We start from the raw sequence: 17392 nt of genomic DNA, 5'->3' as shown, positions 1-17392 counted from the left end.
GTAATCAATTTAAGAACTAAAGGAATGACCATGACAAGATTGCCATTAACAGTATGGGCTTTCTTTGTAACTGCAATTATTGGTATTGTTTCTTTCCCAGTTTTATTTTCTGCAGCATTATTATTAATTTTTGATAGAAGTTTTGGAACATCATTCTTCTTATCTGATATATTTATTCAAGGTGAAGTTTTACATTATCAAGGTGGTTCTCCAGTTTTATTCGAACACTTATTCTGGTTTTTAGGTCACCCTGAAGTTTACATCGTTTTATTGCCTGCTTTAGGTATTACTTCTGAAATTATTGCTACAAACTCTAGAAAACCAATCTTTGGTTACCGTGCCATGATTGCTTCTATTTTAGCAATTGCATTCTTATCAACTATTGTATGGGGTCACCACATGTTTATTTCGGGTATGAACCCTTTCTTAGGGTCTGTATTTACCTTTACGACTTTATTAATTGCAATTCCATCTGCTGTAAAAGCATTTAATTACATTACAACATTATGGAGAGGTAACCTACAATTAAATCCTGCGATGTTATTCTCTATAGGATTAGTATCTACTTTCATTACAGGAGGTTTAACAGGTATTATTCTTGGAGATTCAACTTTAGATATTAATATTCACGATACGTATTTCGTAGTAGCTCACTTTCACTTAGTAATGGGTATTTCTGCATTGTATGGATTCTTTGCTGGGGTTTATCATTGGTTCCCCAAATTGTTTGGTAGAATGATGAACAAAAATCAAGGATATGTTCACTTTTGGGTAACTGCTGTTTGTGCTTATGGTGTTTTCTTTCCAATGCACTTTATCGGAATGGCTGGTTTACCAAGACGTTACTACACAAATACTGCTTTCCCTTTATTTGATGAATTAGCAGATGTGAATGTATTAATTACCATTTTTGCTATCGTTGGTGCTGCTTTCCAAATTGTTTTCTTCTGGAACTTCTTTTATAGTATTTTCTATGGTAAGAAAACTATACAAAACCCCTGGAGATCGAATACTTTGGAATGGACCGCTCCAATTGAACACATACATGGAAACTGGCCTGGAGAAATTCCTGAAGTACACAGATGGCCTTATGATTACAGTAAGCCAGGTCATGATGAAGACTTTGTTTCTCAAATTACACCTATGAAAGAAGGAGAAGAAGTGTTACATCATTAAGATTTTTTCCACAATATATAAACCTCTCCCAATCGGAGAGGTTTTTGTTTTATAAGTTTACTATCTTTGTTATTATGAACGATAATTTGAATCCCAATAAAGAATCTATTACTCCTCAAGAAATTGAAATTGAAAAAGCACTTCGCCCGCTCAGTTTTGATGATTTTGCAGGTCAAGAACAAGTGCTAGAAAATTTAATAGTTTTTGTGCAAGCGGCTAATTTGCGAAATGAGGCTCTTGATCACACCCTGTTTCATGGTCCTCCTGGTTTAGGAAAAACAACTTTGGCAAATATTTTAGCAAATGAGTTAGGTGTTGGAATTAAAATTACTTCTGGGCCTGTTTTAGATAAACCTGGCGATTTAGCTGGTTTGTTGACCAATCTTGAAGAACGAGATGTTTTATTTATTGATGAGATTCACCGTTTGAGTCCAATTGTTGAAGAATATTTATATTCTGCAATGGAGGATTTTAAAATAGACATTATGATTGAATCGGGACCCAATGCAAGAACCGTTCAAATCAACTTAAATCCGTTTACATTAGTGGGTGCTACTACACGTTCAGGATTATTGACTGCACCCATGAGGGCTCGTTTTGGAATACAAAGCCGTTTACAATATTACAATTCCGAACTCTTAACCACAATCGTGCAACGTAGTGCTTCTATTTTAAAAATGCCTATAACTATGGAAGCGGCTATTGAAATAGCAGGAAGAAGTAGAGGAACACCGCGTATCGCAAATGCATTATTACGTAGAGTTAGAGATTTCGCACAAATAAAAGGAAATGGTTCAATAGATATTGAAATAGCACAGTTTGCGTTGAAAGCACTAAACGTTGATGCTCACGGTTTAGATGAAATGGACAATAAAATTCTTATAACTATAATCGAAAAATTCAAAGGAGGCCCCGTTGGTTTATCTACATTAGCAACAGCAGTTTCAGAAAGTGGTGAAACTATTGAAGAAGTATACGAACCTTTTTTAATTCAAGAAGGTTTTATTATGCGAACACCTAGAGGACGCGAGGTAACCGAAAAAGCTTATCAACATTTGGGTAAAATTAAAAACAACATACAGGGAGGACTTTTTTAATGACGGATGATGGGTGATGGATGTTTGATGTTTCAAATTTTTAAGTATAAGAAATATGAGTTTTAAGTTTGAAAAATTAATTATTTGGCAATTAGCAATGGATTTTGGGGAAGAAATTAATATTATAGCTAATTCTTTTCCTCAAACTGAACGTTATAATTTATCTTCTCAAATTTTAAGGGCTGTTGATTCAATAGCATTAAATATTTCTGAAGGTTCCGTAGAACAAACTATCCCTGAATTTAAAAGATTTCTAAATTATTCAATTCGTTCAATAGCTGAAGTTGTAACGTGTTTACATAAAGCAAAAAGGAGAAATTACATAACTCAAGTGCAATTTGATTACTTATATGCTAAGTCATTCGAATTGATGAATAGAACTTTGGCTTTTAAAACGAAATAAAATAAGTGATCAAGTCATCCATCATCCATCATCAGACATCCATCATAAAACAAGAGGCCCATCGCCTCGGCTTTCTCTCTTGTGGTATTTCCAAAGCTGGGTTTCTGGAAGAAGAAGCTCCTCGTTTAGAAACTTGGTTGAACCAAAATATGAACGGTCAAATGAGTTACATGGAAAACCATTTTGACAAACGATTGAATCCGACTTTATTAGTTGATGGTGCAAAAAGTGTAATTTCTTTGTTATTGAATTATTATCCTGCTGAACTTCAAAATCAGGATTCTTATAAAGTTTCAAAATATGCATACGGACAAGACTATCATTCCGTCATTAAAGAGAAATTGAATGAATTATTACATTTTATTCAAACCGAAATTGGAGAAGTATCTGGAAGAGCTTTTGTAGATTCAGCACCAGTATTAGATAAAGCTTGGGCTGCAAAAAGCGGTTTGGGTTGGATTGGTAAAAACAGCAATTTAATCACTCAAAAAGTAGGGTCATTTTATTTTATTGCCGAATTAATTATTGATTTGGAACTAGAATACGATACACCCACAACCGATCATTGCGGTTCGTGCACCGCTTGTATTGATGCTTGTCCTACGGAAGCCATTGTGGCACCTTATGTGGTAGACGGAAGTAAATGCATCTCTTATTTTACTATCGAATTGAAAGATAATTTGCCACAAGAAATGAAAGGCAAATTTGACGATTGGATTTTTGGTTGCGATGTGTGCCAAGATGTATGCCCTTGGAATAAATTTTCAAAACCTCACAATGAACCATTATTTCAAACTGCTCCCGAAATTTTAAGTTATTCCAAATCAGATTGGGAGGAAATTACGAACGATACTTTCCAAAAGGTATTTAAAAATTCTGCTCTGAAACGAACGAAATATGTAGGCTTGCTTCGAAATATAAATTTTTCAAAAGAATCCTAAAATAATTTCTCATTTTATGCTTATACTACTATATTTGTAGGTTAGTAAACTATAAAACCATGCATAAAGATAGTAAACGTAGAGAAGCCTTATTATATCACGCAAAACCAACACCTGGAAAAATTCAAGTAGTTCCCACAAAAAAATATGCTACTCAAAGAGATTTAGCATTAGCCTATTCCCCTGGAGTTGCCGAACCTTGTTTAGAAATTGAAAAAGACGTTAACAACGTTTATAAATATACTGCAAAAGGAAATTTAGTGGCCGTAATTTCAAACGGAACTGCTGTTTTAGGATTGGGCGATATTGGTCCCGAAGCTTCAAAACCAGTTATGGAAGGAAAAGGTTTATTATTTAAAATCTTTGCCGATATCGATGTTTTTGACATTGAAGTAGGGACAAAAGACGTTGAAGAATTCATTGCAACAGTAAAAAATATATCTCCAACTTTTGGCGGAATTAACCTTGAAGATATCAAAGCTCCAGAATCTTTTGAAATTGAAAGACGTTTGGTAGAAGAATTGAATATTCCGGTTATGCACGATGACCAACACGGAACCGCCATTATTTCCTCTGCGGCTTTATTAAATGCAGTTGAATTGGCTGGAAAAAAAATGGAGGACATTACTATGGTGATATCTGGAGCTGGTTCAGCCGCTATCGCTTGTGCTAATTTATATGTCTCTTTCGGTGTAAAACCAGAAAACATTGTAATGTTCAATAGCAAAGGTGCATTAAGAAAAGACGATCCAAAAATATCGGAAATGCAGCGTGCTTATGCTACCGATAAACAATATGATGATTTATCACATGCCATGAGAGGTGCCGATGTTTTTGTAGGATTATCTACTGGTGATATTGTAACGCCTGAAATGTTATTGTATATGGCAGATAACCCAATTGTTTTTGCAATGGCTAATCCAACCCCGGAAATTAATTATGATATAGCAATTGCTACCCGAAAAGATATTATTATGGCAACGGGCCGTTCAGATCATCCTAATCAGGTGAATAATGTACTAGGTTTTCCCTTCATTTTTAGAGGTGCGCTAGACGTTAGGGCTACAAAAATTAACGAAGAAATGAAAAAAGCTGCCGTAGTTGCCTTAGCTAATTTAGCCAAAGCATCTGTGCCAGAACAAGTAAATATAGCCTATGGCGAAACTAAATTAACTTTTGGTCGCGATTATATTATTCCAAAACCATTTGACCCAAGACTAATAGCAGAAGTTCCGCCCGCTGTGGCAAAAGCAGCTATGGAATCAGGTGTAGCATTAGCTCCTATTACCGATTGGGAAAAATATAAAGATGATTTATTAGAGCGAATGGGCTCGGATAATAAAATGATTCGATTATTAACCAATAGAGCTAGAACAAGCCCAAAACGAATAATTTTTGCAGAAGCTGATCAAATAGATGTATTAAAAGCAGCTCAAATTGTACACGAAGAAGGAATTGGGTTTCCTATTTTATTAGGCAACAAAAAAATCATAAAAGAACTAAAAGAGGAGATCGGTTTTGAAATAGAAGTGCCTATTTTTGATCCAAAAACAAAAGAATCTGAACCAAAACGTTTAGAATATGCAAAACATTTTTGGGAAAGTAGAAAACGCAAAGGAATTACATTATTGGATGCCGAAAAATGGATGCGTGAGCGTAATTATTTTGGATTAATGATGGTAAATACTGGAGAAGCAGATGCTTTTTTGACGGGACATTCTAGAAGTTATCCATCTTCAATTAAACCAGTGATGCAATTAATTGATAAGATGCCAAATGTTACTAAAATTGCGACTACAAATATGATGATGACGGCTAGAGGGCCAATTTTTTTATCGGATACCGCCATAAATCCAAATCCAACGGCAGATGAATTAGCAAAAATTGCTTTAATGACGGCAAAAACAGTGCGCATGTTTGGTATGGAGCCTGTTATTGCAATGGTTTCTTATTCAAATTTTGGATCTTCTCAAAATGATGGACCGAATAAAGTTAGGCAAGCAGTTGATTATTTGCATGAAAATTTCCCAGATTTAGTGGTAGATGGTGAAATTCAAAGTGACTTTGCTTTAAATCCTGACATGCTGAAAAGTAAATTTCCATTTTCTAAATTGGTAAATAAAAAAGTGAATACGCTTATTTTTCCTAATTTAGATGCGGCAAACATAACATACAAATTATTAAAAGAATTAAATAAATCCGAATCAATTGGTCCAATAATCCTCGGATTAGAAAAGCCAGTTCACGTTTTTCAGTTAGGTGCAAGTGTGGAAGAAATGGTTAATATGGCCGCAGTAGCAGTTGTAGATGCTCAAGAAAAAGGAAAGAAAAAACAATAATCTAAATATATGATAGCTCACATTCAAGGAAGATTAGTAGAAAAAACACCAACCGAAGTAATTATAGATTGTAACGGTGTGGGATATCATATCAATATATCATTGCATACCTATTCTTTGCTTCCCGATTCAGAAAGTTTAAAATTATTTACTTTTTTGCAAATTCGCGAAGACGCTCATACATTGTATGGATTTGTTGAAAAACAAGAACGCGAATTATTTAAATTATTACTTTCGGTATCAGGAGTGGGAGCAAGTACAGCAAGAACAATGTTGTCCTCTTTAGCTCCAAGCCAAATTATTCAAGCCATAGCTTCAAACGATGTGGGAACAATGCAATCGATGAAAGGAATTGGAGCAAAAACAGCACAACGAATCATCCTGGATTTAAAAGAAAAAGTGTTAAAAGTATATAATTTAGACGAAGTTTCTGTAATTGAAAGCAATACAAACAAAGATGAAGCGTTATCTGCTTTAGAAGTATTGGGATTTGTGAGAAAAACAGCAGAAAAAGTGATCGATAAAATAATCAGAGAAACACCAAACGCTTCTGTTGAAAATTTAATTAAGCAAGCCCTAAAAAATTTATAAGACTTGAAAAAAAACGTACTAAAAATAAAATTTACCTTAAAATACAGTATCGCATTATTACTAATGCTTTTTTCCTATGCAATTCAAGCGCAAGTAGATGAAGAGGCTCAAGATTCAATAAAAAAAGGGGCTGATTTAGGAAAAATTACAATTCCAAATCCAAAAAGCATCTTAGAATCTTATACTTATGATGCAGCAACCGATCGATACATTTATACCAATTCGGTAGACGGATTTAACATTAATTATCCGCTGATCTTAACGCCAAAGCAATATCAAGAGTTAATGTTACGTGAGCAAATGCGTAACTATTATCAAGAAAAATCGGCTGCAATCGATGGTAAAAAAGCAGGTTCAGAGGCCGCAAAAAAGAATTTACTTCCTGTTTATCGAATCAATTCAAAACTTTTTGAGAATATTTTTGGAAGCAACACCATTGATGTTAAGCCTACGGGTTCTGTTGAACTTGATTTAGGGGTGCGTTTTACAAAACAAGACAATCCATCCTTTTCGCCGCGAAATAGAAGAACAACCAGTTTTGATTTTGATCAAAGAATTAGTGTAGGGTTGCAAGGAAAAGTGGGAACTCGTTTGAATGTAAATATTAATTACGATACACAATCTACTTTTGCTTTCCAAAACTTAATAAAATTAGAATTTGACCCTAATGTTTCAGGAGGTGATGATTCTATTATTAAAAAAATTGAAATTGGAAATGTTAGTTTTCCTTTATCAAATTCTTTAGTTAGAGGTGCTCAAAGTTTATTTGGAGTAAAAACACAACTGCAATTTGGTAAAACAACTTTTACAGGCGTTTTTTCTGAACAAAAATCACAAACAAAATCAGTAACTTCTCAAGGTGGAGGTACTGTGCAAGATTTTGAAATGTTTGCTCTAGATTATGATTCAGATCGACATTACTTTTTATCGCAATATTTTAGAAATAGATATGATAAAGCATTAGAAAATTATCCTTACATTAATTCTCGTGCGCAAATTACTCGTGTAGAGGTTTGGATTACAAACAAACAAAACAGGGTTAGTACCACCGATAACAATTTAAGAAATATCATTGCTTTACAAGATATAGGAGAATCGCAACTTTTTGGAATTGCAGATAATGAAGTCGTGGGTGTACCCAATGCTGGTTTCTTTAATGTGGCTCCAGACACACCATCAAACAATGCCAATAATAAATTTGATCCAATTAATATTGGCAGTAATTTCTTAAATAGCGCTATTCGAGATGTGTCTTCAGCATTAAATGGATTTAATATATCAGGAATGGCAGAAGGAATTGATTTTGCCAAATTAGAAAATGCAAGAAAATTAACCGCTTCAGAATACACCTTTCATCCGCAATTGGGTTATTTATCCTTAAATCAGCGATTAGCAAATGATGAAGTGTTAGCGGTCGCTTATCAATATACGATAGGAAGCGATGTGTATCAAGTTGGTGAATTTGGTACAGATGGGGTAGATGCCACAAATGTTGATACTTCAGGTGTGCCTTCTTCTAAAGCGTTGTTAGTAAAAATGCTGAAAGGAAATTTAGTGGTAGTTGAAGAACCTGTTTGGGATTTAATGATGAAAAATATCTACCAAATTCAAGGTGGGTTTCAATTACAACAAGAGGATTTTAAGTTAAATATTCTATACACCGATCCTTCGCCATTAAATTACATTACACAGGCGGGTGTTGATCCGCTTCCCACAAATGTAGCTGATACTCCTTTATTAAAAGTATTTAATGTTGATAAATTAAATTATACAAATGATCCACAAGATGGAGGAGATGGTTTCTTCGATTTTATACCTGGCTTAACAATAGATCCACAAAAAGGAAGGATAATTTTTACGACTGTAGAGCCTTTTGGTAACCATTTATTTGAAAAACTTCGAACGAATGGTTCGGAAGATTATGATGGTGGAATTTACAATAGTAACCAAACAAAATATGTGTTTAGAAATTTATATAAATCTACACAAGCAGGTGCTTTGCAAGAGAGTGCAAAAAACAAATTTCAATTAAAAGGGCGTTTCAAATCGGCTGGAGGTGACGGAATTTCTATTGGTGCGTTCAATGTGCCTCAAGGTTCGGTTGTGGTTACTGCTGGAGGAAGAACATTAGTTGAAGGAGTAGATTATACAGTAAACTATCAATTAGGAAAAGTTCAAATTATTGATCCTTCTTTACAAGCGTCAAATACACCTATTGAAGTATCGGTTGAAAATAACTCTGTATTTGGACAACAAACAAGACGATTCTGGGGTTTCAATGTAGAGCATAAATTTAATGATAAATTTTTGATTGGTGCTACTGTTTTAAACATGTCAGAGCGACCATTTACAACAAAATCAAACTACGGACAAGAATCTGTAAATAATACTATTTTTGGGTTCAATACTAATTTTTCTACCGAAGTTCCGTTTTTAACAAGATTAGTAAATAAATTGCCCAACATTGATACCGATGTGCCTTCAAGTATTTCATTTAGAGGTGAATTCGCTTATTTGAAACCGGGTAGCTCAAAAACAGATCAATTTAATGGTGAAGCAACTACTTATATAGATGATTTTGAAGGATCTCAATCTACAATAGACATGCGTTCGCCTCTTTCTTGGTCGTTAGCAAGTGTGCCTTTAGAAGAAGCTTTTGACGGCAATCCTACAGCTGATGAGCCAGCAGTTGATGTATTGAGTGTAGGTTTCAAAAGAGCAAAAATGGCATGGTATAATATAGACCCTGTTTTTTATACTCAAAGACCTCCAGGTGTTAATGATGATGATTTATCATTAAACAAAACACGACGAATTTTCAGTAGAGAATTATATCCAGTGACCGATATTGCACAAGGACAAACAACGGTCATTAACACATTGGATTTAACGTATTTTCCAAAAGATAGAGGACCTTATAATTTTAATCCTACATTATCAGCAACAAACGTTTTTACGGATGCCGATGCTCCAAATAACTGGGCTGGAATTATGCGACCAATTAATTCGACAAATTTTGAACAATCAAATGTAGAATACATTCAGTTTTGGGCAATGGATCCATATTTCGGAAATCCAGGTGACGTGGCTGATCCTACAAACACAGGAAAATTAGTATTCAATTTAGGAGAAATTTCAGAAGACGTTTTAAGGGACGGAAGAAAATTATATGAAAATGGTTTGCCCGAAGTAAATGCTTCTCAACCAACGGTTGAAACTACGTGGGGACAAGTGCCTGCCTCTCAATCATTAATTTATGCATTTGATACTTCAGAGGCAAATAGAACGGTTCAAGATACAGGATATGATGGTTTAATAGATGCTGATGAAGCAGCAAAATACACCAACTTTGCAGGACAACCCGATCCTGCAGCCGATAATTATCAATTCTACTTGAGTGCATCGGGTGATGTGATTAATAGATATAAAAATTATAATGGGAACGAAGGCAATTCTCCAGTAACGGTTACCGATACTAATAGGGGAAATTCAACCTATCCTGATGTAGAAGATGTAAATCGTGATAATACGATGAACACAATTAATGCTTATTTTAAATTTGAAGTGCCTATTCAATATTATCCTCCAGGAGCTGTCCCAATTGGGCAAAATTATATTGCCGATTCAAGAGAAGACAACAATGTTGATTTACCTAATGGAGAAACAGGAAAAGTACGCTGGATTTTATACAAAATACCAATTCTTGAGTTTACCAATGCTAATAAAGTTGGACCAATCTCAGATTTTCGTTCCATACGATTCATGCGTATGTATATGGCTGGTTTTAAAGAGGAAGTAACGCTACGTTTTGGAGCGTTAGACTTAGTTAGAGGCGAATGGAGACGATACACCAGTTCGTTAGATGTTAATGATATTGATGTTGATGATGATAATACAGGTTTTGATGTTGTGGCTCTAAATATTCAAGAAAACGGAAATAGAACGCCTATAAATTATGTAACGCCACCAGGTGTTGTTCGCGAACAATTATATAATAACAATACCATAATCAATCAAAACGAACAATCTCTTTCGTTGCGTGTGTATAAAAAGAATCCTGCACTTTCAGGATTGGGCGGACTAGAAACTACTGATGGTAGAGCCGTATTTAAAAATGTAAATGTAGACATGCGTCAGTTTAAAAAATTACGAATGTTTTTACATGCCGAAGCTATCGAAGGTAATACCAATGCAGATCGCTTACAAGACAATGAAATGATCGCTTTTATCCGATTTGGTAATGACTTTACAGAAAATTTTTATCAAGTTGAAATGCCATTAAAAGTTACGCCACATGGATCAAATTCATCTGAAGCAATTTGGCCAGAAGAAAACGAAATTGAATTACCACTAGAGTTACTAACAAAGTTAAAAATATTAGCCTTAGGCAATGACCCAGGAATAATTTATGATCCAAACGGAATTGGTTTTGTCGAAGAAGAAGCCATTGGTTCCTCAGAGAGTAAATTGACATTAGGGATTAAAGGAAATCCAAATTTTGGATTAGTTAGGACTTTAATGGTTGGTGTGAAAAATAAAAATTCGGGAAATCCGCTTCGAGGTGAAGTTTGGTTCAATGAGTTGCGCATGTCTGACATGGACAATAAAGGAGGATATGCAGCAATAGCAAATCTTGACGCAAAAATTGCCGATTTTGCTAGCGTTTCTGCCACAACTCGGGTAAGCACTATTGGTTTTGGAGCTTTGGAACAAGGTCCAAATGAAAGAAGTAGAGAAGATGTTTTTCAATATGATATTGTAACTAACATAAATTTAGGAAAACTTCTTCCAAAAAAATGGGGTGTAAACTTGCCGTTTAATTATGGTGTAGGAGAAGAAACCATAACGCCTAAATTTGATCCATTTTATCAAGATATAGAACTCAATCAATTATTAGATATTACAAATGATGCTTCAGAAAGAGCCAATATCGAAAATAGAGCTATTGATTATACAAAACGGACAAGTATTAATTTTATTGGGGTTAGAAAAGAGAAAAATCCAGAAAAGAAATCTCATTTTTATGATGTAGAAAACCTTACACTTTCCTACTCATTAAATGAAATGGAACATCACGATTATGAAATTGAAAGTTTAGTAGATCAGCAAAATAGATCATCTGTTGATTATGCCTATACTTTTAAGCCATTAACACTTGAGCCATTTAAGAATTCAAAATCCTTGAAGAAAAGCGGTTATTATAAATTATTAAGCGATTTTAATTTTAATTTTTTACCAACCAATATTTCGTTTAGTTCAAATATCATCAGACAGTTTAACAAACAACGATTCCGTTTAGTAGATGTTCAAGGAATTGGTCTTGGAGATTTATACCGAAGAAATTATTTTTTCAATTACAATTATGGGTTCAATTATAATATTACTAAAGCGCTTCGTGTAAATTATACGGCTTCATCAAGCAATATTGTCCGAAATTATTTAGACGAAAATAACTTACCTATTGATGGTTTAGATATATGGGATGATTATTGGAATATTGGGCAATCGAACCAACACAATCAACAAATTGTCGTAAATTATGATTTGCCTATAAATAAAATTCCAGCCTTAGCTTTTATAAAATCGACCTATATTTATACTGGAGATTATAATTGGCAACGCTCATCCGACGCTTATTCTTCTATTGAAGCCGAAGATGGAACAAATTATGCGCTGGGGAATACAATTCAAAATGCTAGTTCGCACAAGTTAAACACTACGTTTAACATGGATACTTTTTATAAATATATTGGATTAACAAAAAATAAATCAAATAAGCCAAAAAGTAATTCAAATGAAAAAGGAGCTGCCCCAAAACCGGGACAAAAAGTTGCGGCAAAAACTAAAAATACAACTACCGAAAGAAATATTTTTGTTAGTGGATTAATTGGTGTTGCAACAAGTATAAAAAACATTCAAGTAAATTATACCGAAAATAGCGGAACTGTTTTACCAGGTTATTTACCAGGTTTAGGTTTCTTTGGATCTTCAAAACCGACGCTTGGATTTGTATTTGGAAGTCAATCAGATGTTCGATACGAAGCTGCAAAAAATGGATGGTTAACAACTTTTCCAGAGTTCAACCAAAACTTTACCCAAGTTAAAAATAAGCAATTAAACTTTACCGCGCAATTAGAGCCGTTCCCCGATTTAAAAATTGATTTAACGGGTGAGCGTATGTATTCATTTAATTATTCAGAGCAATATGATGTTTCGGGCGGTCAATATAACTCGCGTTCACCTTATGATTTTGGTAATTTTAATATTTCAACTATTTTAATTAAAACTGCTTTCTCACAAAGTGATATTGATGTTTCTGCGGCTTTTGATGATTTTAGAACAAATCGTTTAATAGTCGCCGATCGATTAGCAGAAAAATATTATGGTTCAGGTTCGATTCCAAGAGATGCTGAGGGCTACCCTGTTGGATTTGGAAAAAATAGTCAGCAAGTTTTATTGCCATCTTTTTTAGCCGCTTATTCTGGTCAAGATGCAGGAAAAGTATCAACTGGTGTTTTTAAATCGATACCACTTCCAAATTGGAATATAAAATATACCGGATTGATGCGTTATAAGTGGTTCAAAGATTCTTTCAAAACATTTTCGATTCAGCATGGGTATCGAGCAAGTTACAATATCAATGCGTTCCGATCAAATTTAAATACAACACCTACAGATGCTAATGGTAATTTTTATGCAAATAAGTTAATTTCTAATGTGAATTTATCAGAACAATTTAATCCACTGGTTAAGGTAGACATGACGCTCAAAAATTCATTTAAAATTTTGGCTGAAATTAAAAAAGACCGAACGTTAAATATGAGTTTTGACAATAATTTACTTACTGAAGTTAACGGAAATGAATATATTATTGGTTTAGGATATCGCATTAAAGATGTAACTATTAATTCTGCATTAGCTGATAATGTTTCAGGTGTAATTAAAAGTGATATTAATATTAAAGCCGATTTTTCTTTACGAAAAAACAATACTATTGTTCGTTACTTAGATTATAATAACAACCAATTGGGTGGAGGTCAAGATATGTGGTCTATAAGATTCACTGCCGATTATTCTTTCAGTAAAAACATGACCGCAATTTTGTATTACGATCATCAGTTTTCACAAGCAGTTATCTCTACGTCATTTCCAATAACAAACATAAGAGCGGGTTTTACTCTTAGATATAATTTTGGTAATTAAAAATTATGAAAACCTTTTTTACAATTCAATAAATACAATTACATTTGTAGCACTAATAAATAAACCAAAATGAATATACCAGCTAATTTAAAATACACTAAAGACCACGAGTGGGTTTCTGTTGATGGCGACATTGCAACTGTAGGAATTACCGATTTTGCACAAAAAGAATTGGGCGACATCGTTTATGTTGAAGTTGAAACCTTAGATCAAACTTTAGATAAAGATGAAGTTTTTGGAACAGTTGAAGCTGTAAAAACGGTTTCCGATTTATTTTTACCACTTTCTGGAGAAATCATCGAGTTCAATGATTCATTAGAATCAGATCCTGAAAAAGTAAACACAGATCCTTATGGTGGCGGTTGGATGGTGAAAGTTAAAATTTCAGATACTTCAGAATTAGAAACACTTTTATCAAGTGAAGATTACAAAGCACTTATTGGAGCGTAAATTTTTAATTTTTGCTATTCTTTGGACAATTGGAGTTACGTTTGCCAGTTTAGCAAGTTTAAAAAACATACCTGCTTTTTCGATACCTGGAAATGACAAAACAGCTCATTTTGTTTTTTATTTTGTGTTTTTTGTCCTGTGGTATTTTGGATTAAAACGTTTTATCAAGTATAATAGATTTGATATAATTTTAGTTCTTATCACATTTTTTTACGGAATTTGTATGGAATTTTTGCAAGCAAAATTCACCGCAAATCGTCAAGCAGATCCATTTGATGTTTTAGCTAATGCCCTAGGAACACTCACCGGATTTTTTACAATTTGGTTGTATATAAAAATAAGAAAGTTACACTAGAAATAACACCTATAAAAGATCCCATTTCGATGGGATTTTTTTATTTTTACATCTAAATCAAACCAAATCAATGGATATTAAAAATTATTTAGATGCTACCTATCTAAAAACAGCAACTCAAGCTAATTTATCGGAAGCCGAAAATGCAGTCATTGTAAAAAACGCCATTCAAGAAGCGATCGAGTGCCAATTCAAATTGATCATGATTCGGCCTGAACAAGTTGCTTTGGCAAAAGAAATGATACAGAAGGCACAATCTAAAGTTACCATTGGAACCGTTATTGATTTTCCAGAAGGAAAAGGTTCATTATCCAGCAAACTCAAAGAAGCAAATGAAGCAATAGTAAATGGTGCGGATGATTTAGACTTTGTGATTAACTATAAAGCGTTCAAAAACGGATCAATTGATGAAGTTAAACAACAAGTAATTGCTTGTACGCAACTTGGTTTAGCACATCATAAAATAGTCAAATGGATTATTGAAGTTGCGGCTTTAGATGCACATCAAATTGTTCAATTAACAGCACTTATTAAAAATACTATAATTTCAAATTTTTCGGAAAAAGATTTTGAAAAAGTGTTTGTAAAATCATCTACCGGATTTTATAAAACTGCCAGTGGTGTTCCAAATGGAGCAACTTTACCAACGATTAAATTAATGCTTGAAAACTCATTTCCATTGCCTGTAAAAGCGGCTGGAGGAGTCAAAACGTATGATGAAGCTTTAGCGATGATTCAGTTAGGGGTGAAACGAATTGGGACTTCTTCTGCAAAGGCAATTGTTACTGGTGAAATTTCAAATAGCGACTATTAATTATTTTTTTCAATTTTAACTAATTTTCTATTTTTTAAATTCTAAAATCTAATTTTCATGTCGTATCTTTGCACGCATTTTATAGCGAAAACACATTAAAAATTGGAAACAATTAATCAAACCAAAATAAAAACATCTTTTTATAAAGTCTTTGTAGAAATTACAAAAGCTCGATTGGCTATTAGTGTTGTTTTTTCAACTATTGCTGGTTATTTGTTAGGAATAGACTCATGGTCTTCTCACAATTGGTATATATTGTTTTTGTTAGCCGTAGGAGGTTATTGTATGGTGGGCGCTTCAAATGTTTTCAATCAAATTATTGAAAAAGATTTAGATGCGTTAATGGATCGAACAAAAAGTCGTCCGTTACCTTCAGAACGAATGACCAAACAAACCGCTTTTATTTTTGGAAGTGCGCTGACTATTTTGGGATTAATTATTTTATATAATGTGAATCCGAAAACAGCAATGTTTAGTGCCATTTCGATATTTATGTATGTAAGTTTGTATACGCCATTAAAAACGATTACTCCTTTGTCTGTTTTTGTAGGTGCGTTTCCAGGAGCTATTCCATTTATGTTAGGTTGGGTGGCTGCTACGGGTCACTTTGGTATTGAAGCAGGAACATTATTTATCATTCAGTTTTTTTGGCAGTTTCCTCATTTTTGGGCAATTGGTTGGTTTTTATTTGACGATTATAAAAAAGCGGGTTTTTTTATGTTGCCTACGGGTAATAAAGACAAAAAGACCGCTTTACAAATTATATTATATACGTTTTGGACTATTTTAGCATCAGTAATTCCGGCTTTTGGGTTTACAGGTCATTTATTCTTATCAATTCCAGCGGCTATACTCGTTGTTTTGTTAGGAATTTGGATGTTGTTTTATGCGTTTAAATTGCATAATGCAATGGATGCAAAAGCGGCTCGAAAATTAATGTTGGTGAGTGTGTCCTATATTTCATTGTTGCAAATAGTGTATGTTGTAGATAAATTTTTACGATAGTTATGGAAAATAAAATGACTTTTGAAGAAGAACAAGAACGCAAAGGAAAAACATATAAACTGTTGCTTTGGTTTGGAATGATTAGTATTTGCATGATTTTTGCAGGATTGACTAGTGCTTATGTAGTTAGTAAATCTAGACCAGATTGGTTAAAAGATTTTCAATTACCAATTGCTTTTTTATTCAGCACAATTGCAATGTTAGTGAGTAGTTTTACCTTTTATTCAGCGTTACAAACCATGAAAAAAGGCATTCGAAATCAAACAACAATTTTATTACTTTCCACTTTAGCTTTAGGAATAACATTTATTGTATTGCAATTTAAAGGATTTGGACAAGTAATTGAAAATGGATATTTTTTTACAGGAAGCGAAAGTAATGTCACAACATCATTTTTGTATATTTCCGTATTAGTTCATATTGCACATCTATCAGGCGGAATAATTTCGCTTTTAATAGTAATTTATAATCATTATAAACAAAAATACAATTCGACTCAAACCCTTGGTATTGAGCTCAGTGCGATGTATTGGCACTTTATGGATTTTATTTGGGTTTATTTGTTTTTGTTTTTCTATTTTTTCAAATAGAAAAAAAATAATAAATTTGAGAACTTTTTAACAATTAAAAAATTTATGGGAGCGACAGTTATTTCAAATGAACACGCTTTAGACGGAGGTCCAGGACCATTAGGAGCAACTTATGGTAAAATGATGATGTGGTTTTTCATCTTATCAGACGCATTAACCTTTTCAGGATTCTTAGCCTCGTATGGTTTTTCAAGATTTAAGTATATTGAAACTTGGCCTATTGCCGATGAGGTTTTTAATCACTTTCCTTTTGCACATGGCGTTAATGCGCCAATGTACTATGTAGCATTAATGACTTTTATTTTAATTTTCTCTTCTGTTACTATGGTGTTAGCAGTAGATGCTGGTCACCACATGAAAAAAAATAAAGTAGCGGTTTATATGGCGCTTACAATTGTTGGAGGATTTATTTTCTTAGGTTCTCAAGC

General features: G+C 33.6%; 12 protein-coding genes and 1 pseudogene. All 13 read left to right on the top strand.

The annotated features are described in order from the left end of the window. Positions 1-1176, top strand: a 1176-nt coding sequence (locus ACIQZC_RS03710) for a cbb3-type cytochrome c oxidase subunit I (protein ID WP_396137892.1), incomplete at its 5' end; no start/stop codon positions are given. Between the two features lie 74 nt (positions 1177-1250). Then, on the top strand, positions 1251-2273 hold the full coding sequence (gene ruvB / locus ACIQZC_RS03705) for a Holliday junction branch migration DNA helicase RuvB (RefSeq protein WP_396137891.1): 1023 nt from the start codon (positions 1251-1253) through the stop codon (positions 2271-2273). A gap of 55 nt (positions 2274-2328) precedes the next feature. After that, positions 2329-2676 (top strand): four helix bundle protein, encoded by a 348-nt coding sequence (locus ACIQZC_RS03700; RefSeq protein ID WP_396137890.1) that lies wholly within the window; start codon positions 2329-2331, stop codon positions 2674-2676. Between the two features lie 8 nt (positions 2677-2684). Next, positions 2685-3617 (top strand): tRNA epoxyqueuosine(34) reductase QueG, encoded by a 933-nt coding sequence (gene queG / locus ACIQZC_RS03695; RefSeq protein ID WP_396137894.1) that lies wholly within the window; start codon positions 2685-2687, stop codon positions 3615-3617. A gap of 59 nt (positions 3618-3676) precedes the next feature. After that, positions 3677-5956: an NADP-dependent malic enzyme gene (locus ACIQZC_RS03690; protein WP_396137889.1), complete on the top strand. Its 2280-nt coding sequence runs from the start codon at positions 3677-3679 to the stop codon at positions 5954-5956. A gap of 9 nt (positions 5957-5965) precedes the next feature. Beyond that, positions 5966-6547: a Holliday junction branch migration protein RuvA gene (ruvA, locus tag ACIQZC_RS03685; RefSeq protein WP_396137888.1), complete on the top strand. Its 582-nt coding sequence runs from the start codon at positions 5966-5968 to the stop codon at positions 6545-6547. A gap of 63 nt (positions 6548-6610) precedes the next feature. Beyond that, positions 6611-13750 carry a cell surface protein SprA gene (gene sprA, locus ACIQZC_RS03680; RefSeq protein WP_396137893.1) on the top strand — a complete coding sequence of 2380 codons (7140 nt, stop codon included), beginning with the start codon at positions 6611-6613 and terminating at the stop codon, positions 13748-13750. 69 nt (positions 13751-13819) lie between these two features. Further along, the gene (gene gcvH / locus ACIQZC_RS03675; protein WP_396137887.1) at positions 13820-14200 is read left to right on the top strand and encodes a glycine cleavage system protein GcvH; all 381 of its coding nucleotides are present in this window, start codon (positions 13820-13822) and stop codon (positions 14198-14200) included. After that, on the top strand, positions 14190-14555 hold the full coding sequence (locus tag ACIQZC_RS03670) for a VanZ family protein (protein ID WP_396137886.1): 366 nt from the start codon (positions 14190-14192) through the stop codon (positions 14553-14555). The genes gcvH and ACIQZC_RS03670 overlap by 11 nt, the downstream gene beginning before the upstream one ends. A gap of 70 nt (positions 14556-14625) precedes the next feature. Further along, positions 14626-15369: a deoxyribose-phosphate aldolase gene (gene deoC / locus ACIQZC_RS03665; protein WP_396137885.1), complete on the top strand. Its 744-nt coding sequence runs from the start codon at positions 14626-14628 to the stop codon at positions 15367-15369. 102 nt (positions 15370-15471) lie between these two features. Continuing rightward, a complete protein-coding gene (cyoE, locus tag ACIQZC_RS03660) occupies positions 15472-16374 on the top strand; it encodes a heme o synthase (protein WP_396137884.1) in 903 nt (300 codons plus the stop codon). Between the two features lie 2 nt (positions 16375-16376). Further along, positions 16377-16964: a heme-copper oxidase subunit III gene (locus ACIQZC_RS03655; protein ID WP_396137883.1), complete on the top strand. Its 588-nt coding sequence runs from the start codon at positions 16377-16379 to the stop codon at positions 16962-16964. A gap of 45 nt (positions 16965-17009) precedes the next feature. Continuing rightward, positions 17010-17392 (top strand): annotated as a pseudogene (locus tag ACIQZC_RS03650) (cytochrome oxidase subunit III); the annotation flags it as partial.

This window comes from Flavobacterium sp. (assembly GCF_044338735.1).
In the GTDB taxonomy this organism is placed as follows: Bacteria; Bacteroidota; Bacteroidia; order Flavobacteriales; family Flavobacteriaceae; genus Flavobacterium.
The sequence above is the reverse complement of the archived record's forward strand: the minus strand, read 5'-3'. Positions and strand labels throughout refer to the sequence as shown.